Origin of the sequence: Microbacterium sp. NPDC091382 (assembly GCF_044757025.1) — a bacterium.
Taxonomy (GTDB): domain Bacteria; phylum Actinomycetota; class Actinomycetes; order Actinomycetales; family Microbacteriaceae; genus Microbacterium.
Genome location: NZ_JBIVUD010000003.1, coordinates 114360 through 139727 on the forward strand (window position 1 = coordinate 114360; position 25368 = coordinate 139727).

Sequence of the window (25368 nt, forward strand, 5' to 3'; positions counted from 1 at the left end):
ACGGCACAAGTATAGGCACCCCCGCAGGCCCCGCCGTGGCACACTGCGATCATGCTGCAGACGATGGAGATCAGCCTGACGCCGTTCGACGCCGCCCGGATCGTCCTCGATCACGTCCAGTCGTCGGGGATGACGGTCGAGTGCGTCGGACAGCACGCGACGGCGACGGATGCCGGGCATCAGAGTGCGCTGCTGATCTTCGAGAAGTACTACATGCGCACCAGCAGCCGGGCGTCGCTGACCGTCCTGCTCGAGAACCTCGCCGGCCCGACGAAGGCCGTGTTCCGCGGGTCGGGCGGGGGAGAGGGCGCCCTGTTCCGGTTCGACTGGGGCGCGAGCGCCGACTTCGCTGGGAGCGTCGTCGACGCCCTCCAGCCGTACGCGACGGACTGAGGCGTCGATGGATGCCGCAGAGGTCCGGAGGCGGCGCCTGCAGTCGCACCTGCTCGCCGAGCCGGCCGCGACCGTTCCCGACGTCGCGCGACGCCTGCTCGCCGTGCAGGCGCAGGACTTCGCCGCGAGCCGCTGGGCCCTCGGCATCCGCACCGCCGGCGGCCTCACCGTCGGCGATGTCGATCGCGCCTTCGACGAGGGACATCTCGTGCGCGCGTGGACGCAGCGCGGAACCCTCCACGTCGTCGAACCCCACTCCGTCGGCACCATCCTCGCCGTCACCGGAGAGCGGCAGGCACGCGCGTACGGCATCGAGCCGCAGGTGCTCGACGGCGGTGAGCGCGTCTTCCGGGCCGCCCTCGACGCAGAAGGGAATCTCACCCGGTCGGCGTTCGTCGAGGCGCTTCAGAGCGACGGGGTCGCCGGATCGGTCACGGCCGGCAGCCGCATCCTCACGGCGCTCTCGATCCGCGGCGTCCTCGCCCTCGGGCCCGTCGTCCCCCGGGCCGCGGGCGTCACGCGCGAGCAGTTTGTCGTGGCGCTCCCGCCTCGCGCTGCCGATACGGACGATCCGACCGTCGACCTGCTCGTCGCGTATCTGCGCGGACACGCACCGGCCACGATCGCGGACTTCGCGTGGTGGGCCGGTCTGCCGTCGGGGCAGGCGCGCGCTGCCGCCGAGCGGGCCGGAGAACGCGTGGTGAGGCTCGAGTACGGGCTGCTCGCCCTCACCGAGACGACCGCGGGGACGGTCCCGGCTCCGCTCGCGCTCCCCGCCTTCGACGAGTACGTGCTCTCCTACGCCGATCGGTCCCTCGGGATGGGCGTCGGTGACAGGACGACGGTCGGGCCGACAGCGAACGGGATGGTGCGTCCCGTCCTCCTCCGTGACGGTGTCGCCGTCGGGACATGGGCGCTGTCGCTCGCCGCCGGTAGCCGCGGCATCCCCGATGCGACGCTCTTCACGGGGGAATCGGACGCCGGAGTGTTCGAGGCTCTGGCGCGCGTTCGGCGATTCTTCGCCGTCGCATAGCGATCCGGACGCAGCCGCGCAAGCGGTTCTCGCCTCCGTCGAGCCGCATTAGCGTCCTCTTACGCGCCGAACCCCGCGGGCGCGACGAAGGGAGCGCAGCATGCCCTCGCTTCCGCGCGATGTGCCGGATCGGATCCTCGTCGAGCGCGCCATCGAAGGGGATGCCGTCGCCTTCAGCGACCTGCTCCGTCGTCACTCGTCGCTGGTCCGCGCGTACGTCTACCGCATCGTCGGGTCGCTGGCGGATACGGACGACGTCGTGCAGGACGCATTCGTCACCGCATGGAAGCAGCTGCCGACCCTTCGCGACCCCGCGGCGTTCCGATCGTGGCTCATGCGCATCGCCGGTCGCGAGGCGCTCGCCGTCGCGACCGGGAGATCGAAGGAGGACGCGCTCGACGAGGCCGTCCTTCCGCCGTCGTCGCAGGCGCAGCCCGAGCGGACGGCCATCCAGAACGACCGTATGGCAGCTCTGTCGCGCGCGCTCGATCGACTGAAAGAGGATCAACGTCGATGCTGGTTACTGCGCGAAGTCGCAGAGCTGAGCTACGCCGAGATCGCAGAAGAGATGACCATGACCGAGAGCACCGTCCGAGGATTGCTCGCCCGCGCGAGGGCCAGCATCGCGATCGAGATGGAGGGATGGCGATGACCGACGACTCCACACTCGACTGCGGCCGCACCATCGAGGAACTCAGCAGCTACGTCGAATCCGGTCGCACGCCCCGCGACCCGCACATCGAGTCGTGCCCCGACTGCCTCAACGCGATCGAAGCGCTGGAACGCGTGGGGCAGTTGTCCCGCGATCTGTTGGCAGACGATGCCGAGCGGATGCCGCGACCTCCCGAGAGCTGGTTCGAAGGGATCCTGTCGGTCATCCATTCCGAGCTCCGCGCGGGGCGCAGCTTCCCGATCCACCACCCCGATCCCCGCGTCACGATCACGGTGACGGAGGGGGCGGTCCGGTCGCTCGTCCGGACCCGCGCGGATGCCCTCGACGGCATCTATCTCGGGCGCACCGAGATCGTCGGAGACGCCGAGACCCCGGGCGCTCCGGTGCGCATCGAGCTCACGGCATCCGTCGCCTGGGGCAAGTCGATCCCGGAGCTCACGAGCTCGCTCCGTGAGCTGGTCTACCGCGTCCTCGCCGAGCACACCGAGCTGAACGTCACCGCCGTCAACGTCGCCGTGGATGAGATCCACGGGACAGAAGGGAAGGAGTGAGCACATGACCGGACCGCTCTCCGCCGACCACTCCGCGGACACCTCCGACGGGCAGGCCGACCAGCTCGATCTCGTCGCCCGCATCCGTGCCGTCGACGGCGTGACCGACGTGTACTCGCCGCGCTCCGCGGTCAGTCGCATCCCCGGCCTCATCGCGGCGGCCGCCGGCGCCGCTGACGACCGTATGGCGGAGGTCGCCGTCACCGTTCGGGACGAAATGCCGCTGGTCGCCGCGCGGATCGCGACCGCGTCGCACGACAACACCCCCGATGCGGCCCGCCGGGTCGCCGACGCGTTGCTGGCGAACACCCCCGAGGACGCGCAGATCAGCATCCAGATCGCCCGCATTCACTGACGCGGGAGCCCTGCACGAAGATTCTCCGAACTTTTTTGTGACGAATCCGGACGCCGGTGCCTCTTATGTACGAGGCCGACAACACCGGCCACGACGCGCATCCCGCGTCGACGAATCGTTCGAGAAAGAGGAGACATCATGGCCACCGAGACCCCGAAGACCACCACCCCCGCCGTGCCGGGCACCGGACGCGTCGACCGGACCGCTCCCCGTACGGAGGAGTCGTCGTCCGCGACGGGTGGCACCACCGTCATCGCCGATGGCGTGGTCGCCAAGGTCGCCGGTATCGCCGCGCGTGAGATCCCCGGCGTGCACGCGCTGGGTGGCGGTGGCGCCCGTGCGCTCGGCGCCATCCGTAACGCGATCAACGCGACGGACCTCGGCCAGGGCGTCAAGGTCGAAGTCGGCGAGACGCAGGCTGCCGTCGACCTGACGATCGTCGTTGAGTACCCGACGCCGGTCCACCAGGTCGCCTCGCAGGTCCGTGACGCCGTCGCCGGCGCCATCACCCGTCTGGTCGGACTCGAGGTCGTCGAGGTCAACGTGACGGTCGACGACGTCCACATCCCGGGCGACGAGGACGAGGAGCACGAGGAGTCGCGCGTCTCATGAGCACCACAGTCATCGGCGCGATGACCGGCGCCATCCTGGCCGTCGTGGGCCTCGTGTTCGGGTTCTGGGGATTCCTCCTCACCGCCCTGTTCATGGCCATCGGCGCCGTCATCGGCCGCATCGCGTCGGGCAAGCTCGACGTCCGGGCCGTGACCGATGCCTTCACGGGACGGCGCACCTCCTGATGCGTACCGACACCGACGGAACGGCGGGCGGCGAGTCCCCGCGACTCGCCGCCGCCCCCGGCGTCGCCGGCCGCACCGACGTCGCCGAGCGTGTGCTCGTCGGCGTCGCGCGGGCGGTGTCCGCCGATGTCATCGGCGTCCCGCGGGGCGAGGTCTCCGTGGGTGTCACCGATCGACGGGACGGCATGGCTCTGCAGGTCTCGAGTCCCCTGCCCGTCCCCGACCTCGATGACGCGGAAGCGGTGCGGAGCACCACTCCCGTCCTCGAGCGCGCCGCTCGGATGCAAGAGCAGCTGCGCGAGCGACTGACCCACCTCCTCGGGCGCGACATCGCCCGGATCGACATCACCGTGACCGGTGCCCGAACCCCGGAAAGGAAGCGTGTGCGATGACCACTCCCGTGCTCCGTCGCGTCGTGCGCCGCGAAACGCACTCGCCGCGCAGCGTCGCCTTCGCTCTCGTCGTCCTCCTCGGGATCGTTCTGGCCCTGTACGTCGCGGTCGAGCTCGTGCTCGCGCTCGCGGCACAACCGCCCCTCCTGGCGCGGCCGATGACCGCGCTGAGGTGGCTGGCCGGACTTCCCGGGGGCGTCCCGACGGCTGCCGGCGTCGCCGGCGGGCTCGTCGTGGCCGCGATCGGGCTCTGGCTCGTGATCCTCGCCATCGCCCCGGGACGCCTGTCCAAGCACGAAGTGGATGCCGGTGGCCGAGTCGCCGTCATCGACAACGGTGTGCTCGCGTCGGCACTCGCACAGCGGGTGAGTGACGAGATCGGCGTCGCCCGCGATCGGGTGACGGTCGGGGTCGCCCACCGGAGCGTGGACGTCACCGTCCGGCCGGGCGCCGGCATCCCGATCGAGAGATCCGAGGTAGCGGCTCTGGCCGAGGCGGAGATCGCCTCGCTGAGGCTCGCGCGCCCGGTCCGTGCCCGCGTCCGGATCGAACGCACCGATGGAGAGGAGAAGGCGGCGTGAACGACACGAACCGTGCACTGAACCGCACCGTGCTCCTGATCGTCGGTCTGGTCCTCCTGGTCGGCGGGGGAGCGGCGGCGACGGCGGTCGCCGTCCCGGCCGTCGGCGACCGGTGGACCTCGGCGGGAACGGCAGCCGTCGACGGACTCCGAGCCGCCGGAGACGCCACGACGATCGGGGGAACCACCCTCAGCTGGGCCGTCCTCGGCGCGGTGGCCGTTGCGGTCGTCATCGCGGTGATCCTGTTCGCGGCACTCACCACCCTCGTCAGCCGACGCTCCCGCACGGTGTTGCGATCGAGCGGGTCGCAGACCCCGCTCGGCCGGGTCACCGTCGCCGAGGGGTTCGCCGCGGACGCCGTCAAGAATTCGCTCGCCCGTCGGGACGGCGTGCTCTCGGCCTCCGTCACGGCCCATTCGGTCAAGGACGAGCCCGTCCTCCACGTGAGCGTCACGGCTCGCCAGGGAGCAGACCCCCGCCGGGTCGTCGATGACGTCGATCGCGTCATGGACGGTTTGGCGGCAGTGACCGGCACCGACACCGCCGCGTTCATCTCCGTCCACGGAGGGCTTCGCAGCAAGCTCGCCACGGACGCCCCGCGGGTCAGCTGATCCGCCCCCGATCCCCGGTCCAGGCACCGGTTCCCCCATCCGCACCACACAGAAAGGAGACCCTCATGGGACTCGACGACAAGATCAAGAACGCCGCTCAGGACATCGCCGGCAAGGCGAAGGAAGCGATCGGCAAGGCCACCGACAACGACAAGCTCGTTGCCGAGGGCAAGGCCGACCAGACCAAGGCCGAGGCGAAGAAGGCCGGCGAGAACGTGAAGGACGCCTTCAAGAAGGACTGACCTTCACCGCTCGCGCCATCGGGCAGCTGGGGGGCGGCGCGAGCAGAAGCGGGGAGCACGACGGGGACCGTGCTCCCCGCTTCTTCGTGTGTGTACGCGGGTCAGGAGAACAGGCCCGCGCCGACGAACGAGCCGTTCTTCGCGCCGGGAGGGATCACCCAGATGCCGGACGCGATATGCCGGACGTACTCGTTCATGAGATCGGTCGAGAGCGCACGCTGGAGCGTGACGAACTGCTCGGGGGACCGCTGGTACGACAAGAAGAACAGCCCCGCATCGAGTCGGCCGAGGCCGGTGTTGCCGTCGACGTAGTTGTAGCCGCGGCGCAGGATGCGGACGCCTCCGTTGAGGTCGGGGTGGGCGAGGCGCACGTGCGAGGCGTGATCGATGGCGGGGGTGCCGGCGGCATCCTTCTTCCGGAAATCCGGCGCCGTCGCCTCCGCCCCGCCCGACAGTGGGGCGCCCTCGGACTTGTCGCGGCCGATGATGCGCTGCTGCTCCGAGAGCCGGACACGGTCCCAGGTCTCGATGAGCATCGCGACCTTGCGGGCGACGAGATACGACCCGCCCGCAAGCCAGGCGTGCTCGTCGTGCGCATCGACCCAGACGTGATCGGCGAGAGCCACGGTGTCGTCGGCCAGGATGTTCGCCGTGCCGTCCTTGAACCCGAACAGGTTCCGGGGGGTCGCCTGGGCGGCGGTCGTCTTCGAGGTCTTGCCGAAGCCGAGCTGCGACCACCGCAGGCGCGCGCGGCCGAACGCGATCCGGCTGAGGTTGCGGATGGCGTGCACGGCGACCTGCGGGTCGTCCGCGCACGCTTGGATGCACAGATCCCCGTTCGACGACTCGGGGATGAGGTCGTCTCCGAGGAATGCGGGAAGCTTCGCGAGACTCGCCGGGCGGAGCGAGAAGATCCCGTACCGGTCCGCGCCGTCCGCCGTCTCGAAGAGGGTCGGGCCGAGTCCGATCGTGATGGTGAGACCGGATGCCGGCAATCCCAGGGCCTCGCCGGTGTCGTCCGGCGGCGCCTCGGGAGACCCGCCGACGGCACCGGTGGCGCTCACCTGGAGTCCCTGCGTCATGCGGGCCGCCGCGTAGCTCCAGTCCTGCAGCAGCGACCGCAGATCCTCACGGCCCGTGCCCGCCATCATGTCGAACGCGGCGAAGTGCAGGTGGTCCTGCATCGGCGTCGTGATGCCCGCCTGGTGCGTGCCGAAGAACGGGTGGACGGACGCGGCGTCCTCCGTGGCCCCAGCGCGCCCGATCGCGACTCCCGCGGCAGATCCTGCTCCCGCGCCGAGGGCGAGTCCGGCGGCTCCGACGCCGGCGGCCAGGCCGAACAGACCGCGCCGGCTCAACGACGGCTGGACAGCCTCGTCGGGCGACGATCCCTCGGCGGTCATTGCAGGACGGTGGAGGTGAGGCGGGACAGCGGCTCGGCGAGCGCGTTGATCAGGTCGGTCAGCTCGCGCTTGTCGTCCGCGGTCAGTGTCTTGTACGCGACGAATCCCTTCTGCAGGGATCCATGGGCGGCGAGGGCGGCCTCCAGGTCGTCGTATCGACGGGCGATCTCCTCCGTGAGCGTCGCACCGTCGGAACCTGTGGCGGACGCGAAGTCCTTCACCAGTGAGAAGGCCATCTTCGAGCCTTCGACGTTCGCGGCGAAGTCCGAGAGGTCGGTGCCCGACCACCAGTCCTCCTCGCCGCTGATCTTGCCGGTCGCCACTTCATCGAGCAGGGCGATGGCGCCGTTGGAGATGCCGGCGACTCCCTGCGCGTCCAGTGCCTGCTGGAACTTCTCGGAGTGGACGTAGTCGTTGAGCTCGCCGACGTCGGCGATGAGCTTGTCGCCGTAGGCTGCGCGCTCGTCGGTGGTCGACGGCGCCCAGTCCTGCCATGCCGGCGTCTCGCCGTCCGCGTTCAGAGCGTCCTCCTGCGGCTGCCACAGGTCCTTCTCGATGCGGTGGAAACCCGTCCAGTCGAGGCCCTCCGCCACGGCATCCACTTCGCGGTAGTCGATCCGCGGGTCGAGGTCCCCGAGCGATTCGGCGACCGGCTCGATGCGCTCGTAGAACGCGCGGACCTTCGGGAACTGTGCGCGGGCCTCATCGTCCTTCCCCGACTCGTACGCGGTCGTGAACGCGTCGACGGCGGGCACGAGCTGCTCGACCTGGTCCTTGACGAAGGCGGCGTACAACTCGACGGCCTTCTGCTTCTGTTCGGCATCGTCCCCGGTGGCTGCGACGGTCGTGCCCGTCACACGGAAGTCGGCGCGGCCCACCCCTTCGCCGACCATGCCCGGCTTGCAGAGCGTCTTGTACTCTCCCGGCTGCGCGACGACGGTGAGCGTGCGCTGGGCACCGGGGGCGATGTTCTCGACCTCGCCGATGATCCGCAGCCCGTCCTCGGCCAGCAGGTAGAACTCGCTGATCTGGGAACTCTCGTTCGATACCGCGAACGTCAGCGTCCCGCTTTTCGCCGTCGCGGCCGAGACGTCGCACGAGGAGTCGGTGGAGCTGACGGTGAGTGCGTCCGCGCTCGTGGCCTCGGACTTTGCGACGCACCCCGACAGGGCGACGGCACCGACGGCGGCGAGGGCGAGGGCGGCATGGGCCTTGGTGAGAAGGGGGCGGGTCATGATGCTCCTAGGGATGCGTGACGGGATGCGGGGGTGCCGGTGGATGCGGCAGGAGTCGGGCTCGGGCGCCCGATGAGGCCACGGACGAAGAACGTGCCGACGACGGCGAGGTAGAGGGCCCAGGCGATCACCTGCAGCCAGGTCATCTCGGGCATGAAGCCGACGGTGGCCTGCAGGAGGGCGGCGAGTGCGCCGCCGGGCGGAAGCTGCCCGCTGACGTCGAAGGCCCAGCCGAAGGGGAATCCGGCCCATCCCACACCGACACCGCCGGTCACCGGGTCGATCGTCGCCGCGTCCGAGAACGGGCCGGGGAGGACGCCCGCTTCCTGCAGGTCGTGGAGCGCGTAGGCCAGCACCCCCGCGGCGACGACGACCAGGAAGCCGCCCGTCCAGGCGAAGAACCGTCGGAGGTCGAGGCGCACCGCACCGCGTGCGAGCAGCCACCCGAGGACGACGGCGACGGCGAGTCCGAGCACGGCGCCGAGCCAGCCGGGGCCCTCCTGTCCGGCGGTCTGCACCATCGACCAGAGGAACAGCGTCGTCTCGATGCCTTCGCGCGCCACCGACACGAACCCGATCAGCACGATGCCCCAGAAACCGCCCATGGCGAGCGCGCGATCGACACCTTCCTCGAGGTGGGAGCGCATCGTTCGCGCCGTCCGCTGCATCCAGAAGATCATCCACGTGACCATGCCGACGGCGATCAGGGACAGCAGGCCGCCGAGGAGCTCCTGGGCTTGGAACGTCAGCGCATAGGCGCCGAAGGTGAGGGCGGCGCCGATGACGAGCACGAGCGCGGCGGCGAGTCCTACTCCGGCCCAGAGCTTCGGGAGGACGTCGCGGCGGTCGATCCGGACGAGGTAGGCGACGAGGATGCCGACGACGAGGGCGGCTTCCAGCCCCTCGCGGAGGCCGATCAGGAAGGGAGGGAGGAGCGAGGCGAGCACGGGTATCTCTTCGGGTGTTCGGGAGTGAGGCCGGTGCCTGCTGCCCCGTCGCAGCCCGCTCGCAGGAACCGCTGTGCGACGACGAAACGACGTGGCAGATTAGGTTAGGCGAACCTCACTCGCGAGAGCGTACACCCGCCGAACGGCGACGCTCAACACGGCGGTCAGGCGTGTCGGTCGAGGAACGCGTAGACCTCGCCGTCGTCCACACCGGGGAACATCCCGCGGGGGAGCGGCGAGAACATCTGCATGTGCACGCGTGCGCTCGGCCACGCCTTGCCCTGCCAGCGGTCGGTGAGATCGGCGTCGGGCCGACGGCAGCACGCCTCGTCCGGGCACGTCGAGGCTGCGCGCTTCTGCGTCTCGCGCCCGCGGAACCAGCGCGCGTCGTCGAAGGGCACGCCCACGGTGATCGAGAACTCGCCGTCTGCGGTCGTTCCCGTCTGACTCGAGCACCAGAACGTCCCGCTCGGGGTGTCGGTGTACTGGTAATGCTCCGTCGTGCGGTTCTGCTCGGCGAAGGCCGAGCGTGCCGCGAATCTCCGGCACACGACCTGGCCCTCGACGGACCCCGTGACGTCCATCGGCAGGGGGAGGCCGTCGTTCTCGTAGACGCGGTTGATCGCACCCGCCCCGTCGACGCGCAGGAAATGCAGCGGGATGTCGAGATGCTGGGTGAGGAGGTTCGTGAGTCGCATCCCGGCGGCCTCGTGGGTGACGCCGAAGGCGTCGCGGAAGTCCTCGACGGCGAGGTTCCGGTCCTTCTTGGCTTGGGCGAGGAACGCGACCGACGCCGTCTCGGGCATGAGGCAGCAGGCCGCGTAGTAGTTGATCTCGAGCCGCTGCTGCAGGAAGTCGGCGTAGTCGGTGGGCGGAGTGTGTCCGAGCAGGCGGTGGGCCATCGCCTGCAGCGCCATCGAGCGCAGGCCGTGACCGCCGGGGATGGATGCCGGGGGGAGGTAGATCCGCCCGTTCTCGAGGTCGGTGACCGAACGCGCGGAGTGCGGCAGATCGTTGGCGTAGATGAGCTCGAACCCGAGTTGCTCCGCCATGATGCTCACGGTGCGGTGGGTCAGGGCGCCCGTGGTGTGCCCGGCGGCTTTGAGCTTCTTCTCGGCGAGCTTCTCGATCTCGGGCAGGTAGTTGTTCTGCTCGCGCATGCGCAGACGCAGCTCGGTGTTGGCGCGGCGTGCTTCTTCGGGGGTCGCGATCGACTCCCGCTCCCGGCGCTCGAGCTCGCGGTGGAGCGCGAGGATGCCTTCGATCGTCTCGTCGGACATCGTCTTGGTCACCTTGACGGGGGCGACGCCGAGGCGACGGAACACCGGACTCTGCTGCGCGCGCTCCAGATCGAGCTCGAGAGCGGCGCGACGATTCGGCGGCTCGGTGGAGAGCAGATCGGTGACGTCTGTGCCCGTCGCGGAGGCGATGGCCTGCAGGATCGACAGCTTGGGCTCCCGCTTCCCGTTCTCGATGAGGCTGAGCTGGCTGCCGGCGATACCGACGATCGCCCCCAGCTCGTCGAGCGTGTAGCCGTGGGACACGCGCTGGTGCCTGATGCGGTGGCCGAGCGTGGAGAGCTGGAGCGGTGTCGCCATGATCTTCATCCTAATGAAAGAAATGCATTTCTTGACGCTGAGAATCGCGAAAAGTCTTCGCAGCGAGCCCTCACAGTGGACATACGCCCACCACGACCGAGGAGCGCCGAATGGCCATCGCAGACCTGTTCACCCGCCCCACCCGCACCGGCTCGACCCCGATCGTCGCTCACGCGACACCGACGGCACCCACCGGCATCCGCCCCGCCCTCACGGGAGACGACATGGCCGCCCTCCATGCGTGGGTCGACGAGATCGCGGAGCTCACGCAGCCCGCGCGCATCCACTGGGTCGACGGCTCGGCCGCCGAGAACGACGCCCTGCTGCGCCAGCAGGTCGATGAGGGGAAGCTCATCAAGCTCAACCCCGAGTGGCGTCCCGGGTCCTACCTCGCCCGCTCGCACCCGAGCGACGTCGCCCGCACCGAGGCGCGCACCTTCATCGCCTCGGAGCGCGAAGCGGATGCCGGTCCCACGAACAACTGGATCGCGCCCGACGAGATCCGCGCCACCATCACGCCCCTGTTCGAGGGCAGCATGCGCGGCCGGACGATGTACGTCGTGCCGTTCTCGATGGGCGCCGTGGGCGGTCCCCTGTCGCACATCGGCGTCCAGGTCACCGACAGCGCGTACGCCGTCACCTCGATCGGCATCATGACGCGCGTCGGCGCACAGGTGCTGCAGCAGATCGCCGACGGCAAGCCCTGGGTCAAGACGGTGCACTCCGTCGGCGCTCCGCTGGCTCCCGGACAGCAGGACGAGGCGTGGCCCTGCAACGACGAGAAGTACATCGTCCACTTCCCCGAGACGCTGGAGGTCTGGTCGTTCGGCTCCGGCTACGGCGGCAACGCGATCCTGGCCAAGAAGTGCTTCGCGCTGCGCATCGCCTCGGTCATCGGACGAGACGAGGGCTGGCTCGCCGAGCACATGCTCCTCATCCGCGTCATCGACCCGGCGGGCAAGGCTTACCACGTCGCCGCTGCGTTCCCGTCGGCGTGCGGCAAGACGAACCTCGCCATGCTCCGCCCGACGATCCCCGGTTGGCGCGTCGAGACGCTCGGTGACGACATCGCGTGGCTGCGTCCCGGCGAGGACGGCCGGCTCTGGGCCATCAATCCCGAGGCGGGCTTCTTCGGCGTCGCGCCCGGGACGGGTGAGTCGACGAACGTGACCGCGGTCGACACTCTGTGGGGCAACACGATCTTCACCAACGTGGCGCTCCGCCCCGACGGCGACGTGTGGTGGGAGGGGCTCACCGATGAGGCGCCCGCCGAGCTCACCGACTGGGAGGGGAAGCCCTGGACCCCGGCATCCGGTCGTCCCGCCGCACACCCGAACTCGCGCTTCACCGTCAGCGCCGGACAGTGCCCGCAGATCGCCGACGATTGGGACGCTCCCGAGGGCGTGCCGCTCGACGCGATCCTGTTCGGCGGGCGTCGGGCCACGAACGTGCCGCTCGTCGTCGAGGCCACCGACTGGACCCACGGCGTCTTCATGGGTTCGAACATCTCGTCCGAGCGCACCGCCGCCGCCGAGGGCCTCGTGGGTGAGCTGCGTCGAGACCCCTTCGCCATGCTGCCGTTCTGCGGATACAACATGGCCGACTACTTCGGTCATTGGCTCAAGGTCGGGCAGAAGCTTCGCTTCGACCGTGCGCCGCGGATCTTCCAGGTCAACTGGTTCCGCAAGGGCGCGGACGGTCGGTTCCTGTGGCCCGGCTTCGGCGACAACGCCCGCGTCATCGACTGGATCATCCGCCGCATCGATGGGTCGGTCGGCGCTATCGAGAGCCCGGTCGGGCGCCTGCCGAAGACCGAGGACCTCAACCTCACGGGGATCGACGTGCCGCAGACCGATCTCGACGAGCTGTTCGCGGTGCACCCGGCATCCTGGCTCGCCGAGGCCGACCTCACCGAGGAGTTCTACCGCACCTTCGGCGGCAAGGTGCCTGCGGCTCTCTACGCCGAGCTCGCCGCACTGCGCTACCGCCTGCAGCGCGCTCAGCAGGACGCCTGACCTCCGGCACGCGCCGAGACGTCGCAGATGGTCACTTTCCCTTGCGGGAGGCGACCATCTGCGACGTCTTGCGTCAGACCAGGAGCTGGCGGGCGGCGAGGTCGCGGTAGAGCGGCACGTCGCGGATGAGTGCCTCGTGCGTGCCCTGTCCGACGACCCGGCCGTGGTCCAGGACGACGATGAGGTCGCTGTCGACGACGGTGGACAGGCGGTGCGCGATGACGACCAGGGTGCGACCCGCCGCAACGGCGTCGATCGCCTCGCGCATGCGCTGCTCGTTGAGGCCGTCGAGCGACGACGTGGACTCGTCGAGGAGCAGGATCGGCGGCGCGGCCAGCAGGGCGCGGGCGATCGCGAGGCGCTGACGCTCGCCGCCCGAGAGCATGACACCTGCCTCGCCGACGGGAGCCTGCAGGCGCAGCGGCGACCGCTCGAGCACCTCGGTCAGGTTGACGGCGTCGAGCACGCGCTCGCAGTCCTCGTCGGACGCATCCGGAGAGGCGAGGCGCAGGTTGTCGGCGATGGTGCCGGCCAGGGTCGGGGCGTCCTGTTCCACATAGCCGAGCCGGGCGCGCAGCGACAGGCGGTCGAGGGCACGCGCGTCGACGCCGTCCACGAGGACGGATCCCGAGGTCGGGTCGTAGAAGCGCTCGATGAGTGCGAGGGTGGTCGACTTGCCCGCACCGGACGGGCCGACGAGTGCGACGCGCGAACCGCGCGGCACGCGGAACGAGACGCCGCGGAGCACGGTCGCCTCGGGTTCGGGCTCGGCGTCCTCGGGGAGTGGCGCTCGGGCGTCGACGAGGGTCTTCAGCGCCTCGTCCTGAGCGCTCCTGCGAGCGCGGACGACCGCCTCGGGGTAGGAGAAGTGCACGTCGCGGAACTCGATCGCGGCGGCGGAGTCGGATTCCCGCACGGTGGTCGAGGCGGCGATCGCGGCATCCTCTGCCGTCTCGTCGGGGAGGTCGAGGACTTCCTGGATGCGACCCAGCGCGCCGAGCGCCTGATTGACCGAGGTGATGGCCCCGAAGAACGACGCGAGCGGCTGCACGAGGAAGAACAGGAACATGACGAACACCACGAGCTGCGCGATCTCGATGGCGCCCGACGCGACGCGGAACCCGCCGACGCCCAGCACCACCAGCAGCGACACCTGGAGGGCGATGCCGGCCACCGGCACGACGATCGCCGATGCCTTCGCCACCTTCACGCCGGCGTCGTACGCCTCGCTCGCCGTCGCCGAGATGGCGTCCTGCTCGCGCGACTCCGCGCCGGATGCTCGGATGGTGCGGATCGAGCCGATCGCCCGTTCGACGCCTGACGCGAGTGCGCCGACCTTCTCCTGCTGGACGGATGTGGCGCGGCGGATGCGGCCGCTCAGCACGCCGACGACCGCTGCCGATGCCCCGATCACGACGACGATGAGCAGGAGCAGGACGGGGTCGATCACGAGCATCGCGATGATCGCGCCGACGAAGATGAGAGCGTTGCCGATCGAGTCGGCGAAACCCTGCGTCAGCACGGCGTAAAGAAGCGTCGTGTCGGTGCCGACGCGCGACACCAGATCGCCGGTGCGACGCGCGTCGTACTCCTGCACGGGCAACCGGAGGAGCTTCGCGATCAGACGGCGGCGACTCGAGTAGACCACCGCGGTGCCGGTGCGCTGCAGCAGGTAGTGCTGGAACCCTCCGACGAGGGACGACACCACGACGAGTCCGACGAGGACCCAGACGAGGATGCCGAGGGCCTGCCCTGCCTGCACGCGACCGATGACGTTCCCGACGAGGAGCGGCTGCACGAGGGTCGCGACCGCTTCGAGCACGCTGAGGACGCCGACGACGACGAGGACGCGCTTGTGCTCGAGGAGGAACGGGAGGAGCTGGCGGAGGCTGGCACGGGGGCCGTCGTCCTTCGTGGGGCGGCGCAGACCGCGGCGGGGCGTGGACATCCCTCTATCTTCCTCCGTACTTCTTATGTCCCCGCCCGTCGATAGGGTGGTCCGGTGCCAGAACCCGTGATCCACGCCGAGAGCCTCGTCAAGGCCTATAAGAGCAAGGGCAAGCCCGACTTCGTCGCCGTCGACGGACTGTCGTTCGAGGTCGCGCCGGGGGAGTCGTTCGGCCTTCTCGGCCCCAACGGCGCCGGCAAGTCGACCACGATGAAGATGATCGGCGCCGTCTCGACGCGCACGAGCGGTGACCTCTCGATCCTGGGGCTCGACCCCGACCGGTACGGTCCCGAGATCCGCTCGCGCCTGGGTGTCGTCCCCCAGCAGGACAACCTCGACGGTGAACTGAACGCCCGTGAGAACCTCTACATCTACGGGCGCTACTTCGGCCTTCCGGGCAGGGTCTGCGCCGAGAAGGCCGATGAACTGCTGGCCTTCGCGCAGCTCGAGGACAAGGCGAAGAACAAGGTCGACCAGCTCTCCGGCGGCATGAAGCGCCGGCTCACGATCGCGCGCGGGCTCATCAACGACCCCCGCATCCTCCTCCTCGACGAGCCCACGACCGGTCTCGACCCGCAGGCGCGGCACGTGCTGTGGGACCGGCTGTTCCGTCTCAAGGAGCGCGGCACGACCCTCGTGCTCACCACTCACTACATGGACGAGGCCGAGCAGCTCTGCGATCGGCTGATCGTCGTCGACAAGGGACGCATCATGGCCGAGGGGAGCCCTGCGTCGCTCATCCGCGAGCACTCCAGCCGGGAGGTACTGGAGGTGCGGTTCGGCTCGGACCGCAATGAGCAGGTCGCTGCGCAGCTGCAGGGGATCGGGGACCGCGTCGAGGTGCTGCCCGACCGCATCCTCGTCTACGCGCACGACGGCGAGGCCGCTCTCGAGCGCGTGACGGCGTCGGGTCTGCAGCCGATGACGAGCCTCGTCCGGCGCTCGAGTCTCGAGGACGTCTTCCTCCGCCTGACAGGACGGTCGCTGATCGAATGAGCGACACAACACAGGCGGCGCAGCCGACGCTCGACGAGCTGCGCGCCGAGGCGATGGAGTGGGGGCGCAAGCCCCGGCGGTTCGGCAGCTGGTACGTCACGGAGCACATGGTCCGCGCGATGCGCGCCTACGGCTGGACGATCGTCGTCGGTGCGCTCGGCCAGCCGGTGCTGTACCTGCTCGGTCTCGCCGCCGGCCTCGCCGCGCTCATCCAGACGCCGATCGACGACCGCGGTGTGCAGGTCGACTACCTCGTCTTCGTCGCCCCTGCCCTGCTCGTCACCGCGGCGATCTCGGTCGCCTCCGAGGAGATGACGTACCCCGTCATGGCCGGGTTCAAGTGGCGGCGCTACTTCTTCGGGTTCAACGCGTCCGCCCTCTCGAGTCCGCAGATCGCGAACGGCGTCATCGTCGGCGCGGCGGCGCGCATGGCGTTCGCGGTCGCGGCGTACTACCTGTTCATCTGGCTGCTCGGAGCCCTCGGTATCGGGTGGACGACGGTGCCGAACCCCGAGACCGGCTGGCTCGCGATCCCGGCGGGGCTGCTCGCCGGTCTCGCCTTCGGCATCCCGCTCATGGCGTACGCCGGGTCGATCGAGGACGACAAAGGTCAGTTCGCCCTCGTCCAGCGCTTCATCTTCATGCCGATGTTCCTGTTCTCGGGCACCTTCTATCCGCTCGAGACGCTGCCCGTCTGGCTGCAGTGGATCGGCTGGGTCTCGCCGCTGTGGCACGGCGCCGAGCTGGGACGCCTCGCGACGTACGGCGGTGCCGTTCCTCCGGCGATGGTCGTCGTCCACCTCGCCTACCTCGTCGTGCTGTCGGGGGTCGGCTACCTCTGGGCGCGGAAGGTCTTCATCGAGAGGCTCGCGAAGTGACTGCCGCAACCATCGACACCGTCACCCGCCGCGGCGGCGTGCGCGCCCTGTGGGCGGGCAATCCCGGCGCCGTCGTGCAGCGCGGATTCCTCGCGGCCCGGTCGTCGAGCTGGGCCGTCGTCCTGTCCGGTTTCTTCGAGCCGGTGTTCTACCTCGCTTCGATGGGGCTCGGGCTCGGCAAACTCATCGGCGAGGTGCAGACCTCGCAGGGAGTCGACGTCAGCTACGCCGCCTTCATCGCACCCGCCCTGCTCGCCGTCTCGGCGATGAACGGAGCGATCTACGACTCGACCTGGAACGTCTTCTTCAAACTCAACTACGGCAAGCTCTACGAGGGCATGCTGGCGACCTCGCTCGGCCCCCTCGATGTCGCCCTGGGCGAGATCCTCTACGCCCTGATGCGCGGTCTTCTCTACGCCACCGGCTTCATGATCGTCATGCAGGTCCTGGGTCTCAACCTCGCCTGGACGGCGATCCTCGCCATCCCCGCGGTGCTCCTCATCGCATTCGGCTTCGCGAGCCTGGGCATGGCGATCACGAGCTACATGAAGACCTTCCAGCACATGGACTGGATCAACTTCGTCCTCCTGCCGATGTTCCTCTTCTCGGCGACGTTCTACCCGATCACCGTGTACCCCGAATGGGTGCAGTCGATCGTCATGGCGCTGCCGCTCTGGCACGGCGTGGAGCTCATCCGGGGGCTGACCCTCGGCATCCTGTCCGTCGACATGCTGTGGCACGTCCTGTACTACGTCGTGATGATCGCCGTCGGGCTCGTCTTCACGACGAAGCGGCTGCGCGCCCTGTTCCTCGACTGAGGATGTCGCTCAGCGGCCGGATTCCATGACGTCGCGAGCCTTGCGGATGCGACGCGGGTTCACGGGATGCGTCGCGAGCACGACCTTGCCTCGGGAGTGCAGCTTGAGCAGGTCGTCGTAGGCCTCGGCGACATCGGCGAGGGGGTAGAAGCCCGAGACGAGGACGTTCACCGCGCGCTTCTCGGCGAGGTCCACGACCTTGCGGAGCTGATCGGTGCCGTGCGCGACGGCGTCCGGATCGTCAGCGAGCAGCGCGACCTCGCGGTCCCGCCGATCAGCGCTGGAACGGAACTTCCCCGCCGGAACACCGAGCGCCTCGGCGATCTCGTGCCCGTCCTGGCCGAAGTTGTCGATGTAGGCGCTGACGCCGTCGGGGGCGAGTGCACGGATGCGGTCCACGATACCCTCGCCGTACTGCACCGGCTTCACGCCGAGCTGGCGCAGGTAGTCGAAGTTGCGCGCTCCGCAGGTGCCGATGACGCGGGCGCCCCGGTGCATCGCGATCTGCGCCTCGACGCTGCCGACCCCGCCGGCGGCCGCCGAGATGACGACGGTATCGCCCGCGCCGACCTTCAGCTCGTCGAGGATGTCGAGAGTGGTCGTGCCGGCCAGATACAGCCCGCCGGCGGTCTCGAACGTCACGTTCTTGGGTTTGCGGACCAGGCGGTCGACCGAGACGGTGAGGTGGCTCGCCTGAGCGCCGGAGCGGACATGACCGACGACATCGCTGCCGACCGGGAAGCCCGTGGTGTCGGGCCCGACGGCGATCACCGTTCCGGCGAAGCAGCTCCCCGAGCGGCGCGGGAACTCGTCGTCCCATTCCTTCTCGGCGCCGGAGCGGACGAAGCCGTCGATGTGATTGAGGCCCATCGTCATGACCTCGACGGTGACCTCGCCGGGTCCCGGTTCGGGGAGGGACCGGGTGACGAGGTGCAGCACCTCCGGCCCGCCGGTCTGGTCGTACTCGACGACCGATGCCTGGGTCACCTTCTTGATCGCCATCGTCCACTCCCTCGTGTGCCTGTGGGGCCGACGATAGACCCGCCTCATGCCCGAGGGGAACTCTTGACAGAACGGATGCCGCGGCCCTCCCGGTGGGGCGGGCCGCGGCATCCGTCGGTTCAGCGCGAGGTCAGCGGGTGACGGCCTCGGCGTGTCCGATGTTCGTCTCGTACTCGACGTCCTTCGTCTCCTTCGACAGCCACAGGGCGATGAAGGTGAGGACGGCGGAGCCCGACAGGTAGACGCCGACGAGCCAGGGCGATCCGCCCGCGGCCGCCCACAGTGCGGTCGCGACGATCGGGGCGAGCGCGGCCCCGAGGATCGACGACACGTTGTACGAGATCGCCGACCCCGTGTAGCGGACGTTCGTCGGGAAGAGCTCCGGGAGCAGCGCCCCCATCGGCCCGAAGGTCGCGCCCATGAGCATGAAGCCGAGGATGAGGAACGCCTGCACGAGTGCGCCGCTGAACTTCGGGTCGAGCTGGGGCAGCAGGAACACGTTGAACAGCAGACCGAAGACGCCGATGAGACCCGTGATCCACAACAGCAGACGACGGCGGCCGACCGCGTCGGCGACGGGGCCCGACAGGAGCGTGAAGATTCCGAAGAAAACGACGCCGATGATCTGCATGATCACGAAGTCGGTGTAGCCGAAGCCGAGTCCCGGCACATAGGTGGCGGCGTCGAAGGGGGTGCCCGCTGCCTCGGCCGCCGCGGCGGCGCCGTCGGTGGTCGCCTTCGTGCCGTAGGCGAGGGTGAAGCTCGTCATCAGATAGAAGAGCACGTAGGTCGCCAGCATGATGAACGTGCCGAGGATGAGCTGCTTCCAGTGGCGGCGGACGACCTCGCCCAGCGGGAACTTGCGGATCGCGCCCGTCTTCTCGGCCTTCGCGAACGTCGACGACTCGACGAGCTTGAGCCGCACGTAGAGGCCCACGATGACCATCACCGCCGAGAACAGGAACGGCACACGCCAGCCCCAGGCGAGGAACTCCTCGCTGCGCTGCGCGGGTCCGTCCGGGTGGGGGAGGAGGAAGTAGATCACCAGGAAGACGGTGTTGGCGATGATGAAGCCGATGGGCGCACCGAGCTGCGGGAAGGTGCCGTACCAGGCGCGCTTGCCCTTCGGGGCGTTCTCGGTCGCGACCAGAGCGGCGCCCGACCATTCGCCGCCGAGCGCGAACCCCTGCGCGAGGCGGAGGACCAGGAGCAGGATCGGGGCGACGATGCCGACCTGGTCGAATGTCGGCAGGAAGCCGATGAGGAACGTCGCGACGCCCATCGTCAGGAGCGACCCGACGAGGGTGGCCTTGCGACCGAACTTGTCGCCGAAGTGCCCGAAGATCACGGCGCCGACGGGGCGCGCGACCATGGCCGCGCCGAAGATGCTGAACGACAGCAGGAGGTTCGTGGTGTCGTTCCCGGCGGGGAAGAAGAGGATGGGGAAGACGAGGACGGCGGCGGTCGCGTAGACGTAGAAGTCGTAGAACTCGATCGTGGTGCCGATGAGGCTCGCCGTGATGACGCGGGAGCGCGGATTGGCGGGCGCCGCGGATGCCGCGGGTGCTGCGGATGACATGCGTGGGACCTTCGGAACGAAGCGGTGGGTCCTCATGGGACGCGTCGGCGGCGGATGCGCTCGCAGGGGTGACGCGAGGGCATCACAGCACTGGGATCGCCGAGGCGCCGACGGAGTGGTCGACGCAAACCTCCACCCTACTCCCGCGCGCCGCGCGAGAAGTCCCGATCAGCGCCAGATGACCGCGAGTCCCGCATTGACGAGGGTGAGGATGCCGACCGGCCAGAAGATCCCGGCGGGGACGGCGCCCGACTTCCGCAGGCGCGCGGCACCGGCACCGAGCAGGCCGCCGATGATCACGAGGATCACGAGCTTGATGCCGATCTTCGCGTAGTTGAGGTCGTGGTCGAGGCCCCACGGCGCCGAAAGGGCGAGACCGGCGACGAGCGCGATGCCCAGTCCCCAATGCATGATGCGCGTCACGCGCCGCTGCCCGACGAGTTCGACCACCCAGGCTCCGAAGAGCGTCGCGAATCCGACGAGGTGGACGAGAACGACGATGCTGCGCAGGGTCTCCATGCCCTCAGGCTACCTGAAGGTGGAGACCCTGCGCAGCAACTGGTGCGGTCAGCCGCGGAGGTCGCGCAGGACGAGGGCGGTGCGGATGGCGGCATCCGCGGCTTCCGCGCCCTTGTCCTCCTTCGAGCCCTGGAGCCCGGCACGGTCGATGCCCTGCTGCTCGTCGTCCAGGGTCAGGACGCCGAAGCCGACCGGCTTGCCGGTGTCGAGGGCGACGCGGGTCAGTCCATCGGTCGCGGCGGACGACACGAAATCGAAGTGCGGGGTTCCGCCCCGGATGATGACGCCGAGGGCGACCGCCGCATCGGCGCCGGCATCGAGAGCGGCCTTCGCTGCGACCGGCAGCTCGAACGAGCCCGGCACGCGCACGAGCCGCCACGAGGCGCCGGAGGCGTCCAGGACCCGCTGGGCGCCGGCGATCAGACCGTCGGTGATGACGTCGTGCCACTGGCCCGCGACAACGACGACCGTCAGGCCGCTCGCGTCGACGATCTCGGTCTTCGGTGCTCCGTGTCCGCTCATGCGGTGTGCTCCTCACTGTGCGCGAGCGCCTCGCGCAGGTCGTCGGCGTCGATGATGTGGCCCATCCGGTCGGCCTTCGTCGCCAGGTACTGGTGGTTGTTCGCGCCGACGCCGACGAGCAGAGGGACCTGGTCGACGATCTTCAGGCCGAGCGCCGTCAGCTGCGCGACCTTGTCGGTGTTGTTGGTCAGCAGGCGGATCTGCTTCACGCCGAGATCCGTCAGGATGCCGGCGGCCGCTGCGTAGTCGCGGGCGTCGGCCGGCAGACCCAGGGCGAGGTTGGCGTCGACGGTGTCGAGGCCGCGCTCCTGCAGGCTGTATGCCCGCAGCTTGTTGATCAGACCGATGCCGCGACCCTCATGGCCGCGCATGTAGATGACGACGCCGCCGTCCTGCTCGATGGCGTCGAGGGCCGCCTCGAGCTGCGGGCCGCACTCGCACTTCAGCGAGCCGAACGCCTCGCCCGTCAGGCACTCCGAGTGCACCCGCACGAGCGGAGCCTCCTCGGTGAGGTCGCCGGAGACGACGGCGATGTGGTCGGTGCCGGTGATCCGGTCCTTGTAGGCGAGGAAGCGGAACTCGCCGTGCGAGGTCGGCACGGTCGCCTCCGCACGCAGGCTCACCCGGCGCTTGGCCGGGTGGTCGATGTGGGCGGAAGTGCTGTCGCCGTCGGCGGCGTTGAGGTGCGCGATGAGCTGTTCGATCGTGATGACGGGGATGCCTTCGCGCTCGCCCATCTCCATGAGCCCCGGCATCCGCATCATGCTTCCGTCGTCGGCGACGACCTCGCCGATGACGCCGACCGGCTGCAGGCCCGCGAGCTGCATGAGCTCGACAGCCGCCTCGGTGTGTCCGGCACGCTCGCGGACGCCGCCGTCGACGGCGCGCAGCGGCAGCACGTGACCGGGGCGGATGAGCGAGGCGGGAACGGAGCTCGGGTCGGCGAGGACGTTGACCGTCCGGGCGCGGTCCGAGGCGCTGATGCCGGTCGTGACGCCCTCGGCGGCGTCGACGCTCACGGTGTAGGCGGTGCTGCGCGCGTCCTGGTTCTGCTCGACCATCGGCGGCAGGTCGAGGCGGTCGGCCCAGTCGGCGGGCATCGGTGCGCAGAGGAAGCCGCTGGACCAGCGGATGGTCCAGGCGAGCCACTCCGGCGAGGCGAGCTCGGCGGACAGGATGATGTCGCCCTCGTTCTCGCGGCTCTCATCGTCGGCGACCAGGATCGGCCGGCCTTCTTTGAGCGCTGCCAGGGCGTCGGGGATGGTGGAAAGGCTCATCGGGAGCCTCCTTCTTCTGTGGACGGGATGCCGTCGGGTGAGGCGAAACGGAGCAGGCGCTGCACGTGCCGCGCCAGGATGTCGGTTTCGAGGTTGACCCGGTCGCCGGCCGCCAGCGCGCCGAGGGTGGTCACCTCGAGGGTTTCGGGGATGAGGGAGATCTCGAACCAGTGCGAGGGAACCTCGGGCTCGGACACGGCCGAGACGGTGAGGGAGACACCCTGGACCGTGATCGACCCCTTGTCGACGACGAGCGGGGCGAGGTCGGCGGGGAGCGAGACGCGGATGACGCGCCACTGCTCGCCCGGGCGTACGTCGAGCACCTCGCCGGTGCCGTCGACGTGTCCCTGCACGATATGTCCGCCCAGGCGCGTGTGCGCGGCGAGAGCCCGCTCGACATTGACAGGGGAGCCGACGGCGAGCGTGCCGAGCGTCGACATGTCGAGCGTCTGCTTCATGACGTCGGCGGTGAAGCCCTCGGGAGTCTGATCGGTGACGGTGAGGCAGACTCCGCTGATCGAGATCGAGTCCCCCCGTTGCGCGTCCGAGACCGCGAGCGGTGCGCGCACGGCGAGGCGCACGCCGTCTCCGGACGGCTCGATGGCCGTGATGACGCCCTGTTCTTCGATGATGCCCGTGAACATCAGCCCTCCTCGGGGGTCAAGGTGACGAGGATGTCGTCACCGAGTCTGTCGATGCCGGTGATGTCGAGTCGGCGCTGCTCCGCGATCGTCGAGACACCGATGTCGCCGACCGCGACACGGTCGCCGCCGATCAGCGTCGGGGCGATGTAGACGAGGAGCTCGTCGACGAGTCCCTGTCGCAGGAACGAAGCCGCGAGCGTCGGACCGCCCTCGAGGAAGACCCGGTGCGCACCGAGTTCGCGGAGCCGGTCGAGCAGGTCGCGGAGGTCCTCGCCCTCGTCCTGCATGAAGGGCCGGGGGTGGCGGCGGACGGCCGCGTCCTGCGGCACCGCGCGGGTGCCGACGACGACGGGCCGCGGCTGGTGGTCGTAGAGGGGACCGTCGGCCGTGCGTGCCGTGAGTGCCGGGTCGTCGGCGAGGACGGTACCGGTTCCGACGACGATGACGTCGGCCAGCGCGCGGCGCCGGTGCACGTCCGCGCGCGCTGCGGGTCCCGTGATCCACTGGCTGGTGCCGTCGGATGCCGCGGCCCGCCCGTCGAGCGACTGCGCCCATTTGACGGTGACGTGAGGTCGCCCCAGCCGCTGCACGGTCAGCCACGACGCGATGAGCTCCACGCCTTCGTCGCCGAGCACGCCGCCCTCGACGTCGACGCCGGCGGCGCGCAGGCGCTCGGCGCCTCCGGATGAGACGGCGCCGGGGTCCTCGGCGGAGTAGACGACGCGGGCGATGCCGGCCTCGATGAGGGCGACGGCGCACGGACCGGTGCGGCCGGTGTGGTTGCAGGGTTCGAGCGTCACGACGGCGGTCGCGCCGCGCGCGGCATCCGGTTCGAGCTTCGACAGCGCGTCGATCTCGGCGTGTGGCGTACCGGCACCGCGGTGCCAGCCCTCGGCGAGCACGGCGCCGTCGGGCGAGAGAATCACAGCCCCGACCTGCGGGTTCAGGCCGCGCGGTCCGTTCGTCGCGAGCGCGAACGCGTGACGGAGCGCGCTGCGCTCCGCGTCGGTGACACTCATCCGGATCCTCACGATGGGGTTCTCCGGGGCGCGGGCGCGGCGGGCGGCGCGGCGTCGCCGCATCCACCGTGCTGCCTCCCATCCGGACTAGCGACTCTCGTCGCATCACCGTCGGTCCCGGATTTCCACCGGATCAGCAGGACCTCGATCCCGCTCGCGGACTGTCACCGCCGGTTCGGATTCCCACCGACCCCGGAGCACGTTTCTTGCTCTTGCAGTGTAATCAACCGCTCTTCGCGCGATTCATTCCCGCGTCATCTCTTGACTTCGTGCGTCACCCGGTCAGGGCGCGCGCGGTCGCCTCGTCGACGACGAGCTCGGTGACCAGACGGGCCGCGAGGGCCCCTCGGAGGCTGTCCCGCTTGTCGACGCCCGAGACGACGCAGACCCGGCTGGGCACGCGTCGGAGCACGTCGAATCGCGGACCGGTCGCGCGGTCGTTCAGCTCGATGCCCCGGGTCGAGCCGTCGAGTCGGTAGAACACCGTCGCGACGTCGCCGACGACACCCTCGCGGTCGAGGGCGGCGAGCTCCTCGGGTTCGAGGTAGCCGCCCGAGTAGACGTGGCTGGGCACGCGCGAGTCCGCTGCACCCACGCTGAAGACGACGAGGTCCATCGCGGCCTGGATGGTGAGGATGCGGGTGGTGCTCCGCTCGCGCCACATCGCGTGCTTCGTCCGCGGATCGTCGAAGAACGCCGGCACGGGGAACTGCTGTGCACTGCCCCCGTACGCCTCCGCGAAGCGGCTGAGGATGTCGCTCGCGTAGAGCAGACCCGTCGTCCGGGTGTTGCCGGAGCCGTTGAGCTGCACGAACGTCGTCCCGTGCACGGCCTTCGGGACGAGCCGACGGCTGACGGCGGCGGTCGTCGACCCCCACGCGATCCCGACGGTCGTGTCGGCGACGATGAGGTCGCCGAGCAGGTGCGCCGCTGCGGTCGCAACGCGCTCCAGGCGCTCCACGTCGCTCGCGTCGTCGGGGACCGGCACCACGTGCGCCGTGATGCCGTAGCGGTCGGCGAGATCCTGTTCGAGCAGCTGCGGCGCGGCGAAGGGGGAGCGGATGCGGATGTCGACGATGCCGGTGGCGCGGGCCCGCGAGAGCAAGCGCGACACCGTCGATCGGGAGGTGCCGAGCTCGCGCGCGATGGCCTCCATCGTGCGGTCCTGGACGTAATACAGGTGCGCCGCCGTGAGGGCACGGCGGACATCGTCGGGATCGAGCGTCTCTTCCACGGATGACAGTGTGCACGTATGTGCATGGCGACTGCAATCTCGTCCATGAATGTCATCATTGGTGCCATCGGCCACTGCGGTGGCGGTCTGAGGCGACCGGGTGGAC

At 69.7% G+C, this 25368-nt stretch carries 28 protein-coding genes; 15 read left to right on the top strand and 13 right to left on the bottom strand.

The genetic code is table 11. The features are described 5' to 3' along the window. Window positions 1–51 precede the first annotated feature (51 nt). The 11 genes from ACIQLK_RS11990 (at window position 52) to ACIQLK_RS12040 (ending at window position 5628) form a co-directional block, all read left to right on the top strand. Window positions 52–393: a DUF6054 family protein gene (locus ACIQLK_RS11990; RefSeq protein ID WP_400365026.1), complete on the top strand. Its 342-nt coding sequence runs from the start codon at window positions 52–54 to the stop codon at window positions 391–393. Window positions 394–400: 7 nt separating this feature from the next. Continuing rightward, window positions 401–1426, top strand: coding sequence for a winged helix DNA-binding domain-containing protein (locus ACIQLK_RS11995; protein WP_400365027.1), 1026 nt, complete (start codon window positions 401–403; stop codon window positions 1424–1426). A 100-nt stretch (window positions 1427–1526) separates the two neighbouring features. Next, window positions 1527–2078 (top strand): RNA polymerase sigma factor, encoded by a 552-nt coding sequence (locus ACIQLK_RS12000; RefSeq protein WP_400365028.1) that lies wholly within the window; start codon window positions 1527–1529, stop codon window positions 2076–2078. Next, entirely contained in the window at window positions 2075–2650 is a 576-nt protein-coding gene (locus tag ACIQLK_RS12005) for an Asp23/Gls24 family envelope stress response protein (protein WP_400365029.1), read from the top strand. The genes ACIQLK_RS12000 and ACIQLK_RS12005 overlap by 4 nt, the downstream gene beginning before the upstream one ends. A gap of 4 nt (window positions 2651–2654) precedes the next feature. Beyond that, window positions 2655–3005 (top strand): hypothetical protein, encoded by a 351-nt coding sequence (locus ACIQLK_RS12010; protein ID WP_400365030.1) that lies wholly within the window; start codon window positions 2655–2657, stop codon window positions 3003–3005. 138 nt (window positions 3006–3143) lie between these two features. Next, entirely contained in the window at window positions 3144–3617 is a 474-nt protein-coding gene (locus ACIQLK_RS12015) for an Asp23/Gls24 family envelope stress response protein (protein ID WP_400365031.1), read from the top strand. Then, a complete protein-coding gene (locus tag ACIQLK_RS12020; RefSeq protein WP_400365032.1) occupies window positions 3614–3802 on the top strand; it encodes a DUF2273 domain-containing protein in 189 nt (62 codons plus the stop codon). Before ACIQLK_RS12015 ends, ACIQLK_RS12020 begins: the two co-directional genes overlap by 4 nt. Beyond that, entirely contained in the window at window positions 3802–4194 is a 393-nt protein-coding gene (locus ACIQLK_RS12025; protein ID WP_400365033.1) for a hypothetical protein, read from the top strand. Before ACIQLK_RS12020 ends, ACIQLK_RS12025 begins: the two co-directional genes overlap by 1 nt. After that, window positions 4191–4775 carry a DUF6286 domain-containing protein gene (locus tag ACIQLK_RS12030; RefSeq protein ID WP_400365034.1) on the top strand — a complete coding sequence of 195 codons (585 nt, stop codon included), beginning with the start codon at window positions 4191–4193 and terminating at the stop codon, window positions 4773–4775. The genes ACIQLK_RS12025 and ACIQLK_RS12030 overlap by 4 nt, the downstream gene beginning before the upstream one ends. Beyond that, window positions 4772–5386 carry a hypothetical protein gene (locus tag ACIQLK_RS12035; RefSeq protein ID WP_400365035.1) on the top strand — a complete coding sequence of 205 codons (615 nt, stop codon included), beginning with the start codon at window positions 4772–4774 and terminating at the stop codon, window positions 5384–5386. The genes ACIQLK_RS12030 and ACIQLK_RS12035 overlap by 4 nt, the downstream gene beginning before the upstream one ends. A 65-nt stretch (window positions 5387–5451) precedes the next feature. Continuing rightward, window positions 5452–5628 (top strand): CsbD family protein, encoded by a 177-nt coding sequence (locus tag ACIQLK_RS12040; protein ID WP_400365036.1) that lies wholly within the window; start codon window positions 5452–5454, stop codon window positions 5626–5628. A 101-nt stretch (window positions 5629–5729) separates the two neighbouring features. Here the strand turns inward: ACIQLK_RS12040 and efeB are convergent, their stop codons facing one another. The 4 genes from efeB to ACIQLK_RS12060 form a co-directional block, all read right to left on the bottom strand. Next, complete coding sequence (gene efeB, locus ACIQLK_RS12045) at window positions 5730–7031, bottom strand: iron uptake transporter deferrochelatase/peroxidase subunit (RefSeq protein WP_400365037.1); 1302 nt, start codon at window positions 7029–7031, stop codon at window positions 5730–5732. Then, a complete protein-coding gene (efeO, locus tag ACIQLK_RS12050) occupies window positions 7028–8266 on the bottom strand; it encodes an iron uptake system protein EfeO (RefSeq protein ID WP_400365038.1) in 1239 nt (412 codons plus the stop codon). The genes efeB and efeO overlap by 4 nt, the downstream gene beginning before the upstream one ends. After that, window positions 8263–9213: an iron uptake transporter permease EfeU gene (gene efeU / locus ACIQLK_RS12055; RefSeq protein ID WP_400365039.1), complete on the bottom strand. Its 951-nt coding sequence runs from the start codon at window positions 9211–9213 to the stop codon at window positions 8263–8265. Before efeU ends, efeO begins: the two co-directional genes overlap by 4 nt. A 164-nt stretch (window positions 9214–9377) precedes the next feature. Further along, complete coding sequence (locus ACIQLK_RS12060) at window positions 9378–10811, bottom strand: helix-turn-helix domain-containing protein (RefSeq protein WP_400365040.1); 1434 nt, start codon at window positions 10809–10811, stop codon at window positions 9378–9380. Between the two features lie 110 nt (window positions 10812–10921). On the opposite strand from ACIQLK_RS12060, the gene ACIQLK_RS12065 reads away from it, so the two are divergent. Further along, window positions 10922–12826 carry a phosphoenolpyruvate carboxykinase (GTP) gene (locus ACIQLK_RS12065; RefSeq protein ID WP_400365041.1) on the top strand — a complete coding sequence of 635 codons (1905 nt, stop codon included), beginning with the start codon at window positions 10922–10924 and terminating at the stop codon, window positions 12824–12826. A 73-nt stretch (window positions 12827–12899) separates the two neighbouring features. On the opposite strand, the gene ACIQLK_RS12070 is transcribed toward ACIQLK_RS12065, so the two are convergent. Continuing rightward, on the bottom strand, window positions 12900–14774 hold the full coding sequence (locus ACIQLK_RS12070; protein WP_400365042.1) for an ABC transporter ATP-binding protein: 1875 nt from the start codon (window positions 14772–14774) through the stop codon (window positions 12900–12902). Between the two features lie 54 nt (window positions 14775–14828). On the opposite strand from ACIQLK_RS12070, the gene ACIQLK_RS12075 reads away from it, so the two are divergent. From ACIQLK_RS12075 to ACIQLK_RS12085, 3 genes are read left to right on the top strand one after another with little or no spacing between them, the layout of a single operon-like run. Continuing rightward, complete coding sequence (locus ACIQLK_RS12075) at window positions 14829–15770, top strand: ABC transporter ATP-binding protein (RefSeq protein WP_400365043.1); 942 nt, start codon at window positions 14829–14831, stop codon at window positions 15768–15770. Next, window positions 15767–16648 (top strand): ABC transporter permease, encoded by an 882-nt coding sequence (locus ACIQLK_RS12080; RefSeq protein WP_400365044.1) that lies wholly within the window; start codon window positions 15767–15769, stop codon window positions 16646–16648. The genes ACIQLK_RS12075 and ACIQLK_RS12080 overlap by 4 nt, the downstream gene beginning before the upstream one ends. Further along, entirely contained in the window at window positions 16645–17466 is an 822-nt protein-coding gene (locus tag ACIQLK_RS12085) for an ABC transporter permease (RefSeq protein WP_400365045.1), read from the top strand. The genes ACIQLK_RS12080 and ACIQLK_RS12085 overlap by 4 nt, the downstream gene beginning before the upstream one ends. Window positions 17467–17475: 9 nt before the next feature. Here ACIQLK_RS12085 and ACIQLK_RS12090 read toward each other — a convergent pair whose 3' ends face one another. The 8 genes from ACIQLK_RS12090 to ACIQLK_RS12125 all read right to left on the bottom strand — a co-directional run bounded on the left by ACIQLK_RS12090 (window position 17476) and on the right by ACIQLK_RS12125 (window position 25262). Next, window positions 17476–18468, bottom strand: coding sequence for an NADP-dependent oxidoreductase (locus ACIQLK_RS12090; protein ID WP_400365046.1), 993 nt, complete (start codon window positions 18466–18468; stop codon window positions 17476–17478). A gap of 130 nt (window positions 18469–18598) precedes the next feature. Beyond that, window positions 18599–20047, bottom strand: a complete 1449-nt coding sequence (locus tag ACIQLK_RS12095; protein ID WP_400365047.1) for an MFS transporter — start codon at window positions 20045–20047, stop codon at window positions 18599–18601. Between the two features lie 168 nt (window positions 20048–20215). Continuing rightward, a complete protein-coding gene (locus ACIQLK_RS12100) occupies window positions 20216–20566 on the bottom strand; it encodes a Fe-S protein (protein ID WP_400365048.1) in 351 nt (116 codons plus the stop codon). Between the two features lie 48 nt (window positions 20567–20614). Next, a complete protein-coding gene (ribH, locus tag ACIQLK_RS12105; RefSeq protein WP_400365049.1) occupies window positions 20615–21088 on the bottom strand; it encodes a 6,7-dimethyl-8-ribityllumazine synthase in 474 nt (157 codons plus the stop codon). Further along, window positions 21085–22365: a GTP cyclohydrolase II gene (gene ribA / locus ACIQLK_RS12110; RefSeq protein ID WP_400365050.1), complete on the bottom strand. Its 1281-nt coding sequence runs from the start codon at window positions 22363–22365 to the stop codon at window positions 21085–21087. Before ribA ends, ribH begins: the two co-directional genes overlap by 4 nt. Then, the gene (locus ACIQLK_RS12115; protein WP_400365051.1) at window positions 22362–23009 is read right to left on the bottom strand and encodes a riboflavin synthase; all 648 of its coding nucleotides are present in this window, start codon (window positions 23007–23009) and stop codon (window positions 22362–22364) included. Before ACIQLK_RS12115 ends, ribA begins: the two co-directional genes overlap by 4 nt. After that, window positions 23009–24028: a bifunctional diaminohydroxyphosphoribosylaminopyrimidine deaminase/5-amino-6-(5-phosphoribosylamino)uracil reductase RibD gene (gene ribD, locus ACIQLK_RS12120; RefSeq protein ID WP_400365052.1), complete on the bottom strand. Its 1020-nt coding sequence runs from the start codon at window positions 24026–24028 to the stop codon at window positions 23009–23011. Before ribD ends, ACIQLK_RS12115 begins: the two co-directional genes overlap by 1 nt. 274 nt (window positions 24029–24302) lie before the next feature. Beyond that, on the bottom strand, window positions 24303–25262 hold the full coding sequence (locus ACIQLK_RS12125; RefSeq protein ID WP_400365053.1) for a sugar-binding transcriptional regulator: 960 nt from the start codon (window positions 25260–25262) through the stop codon (window positions 24303–24305). Window positions 25263–25368: the final 106 nt, after the last annotated feature.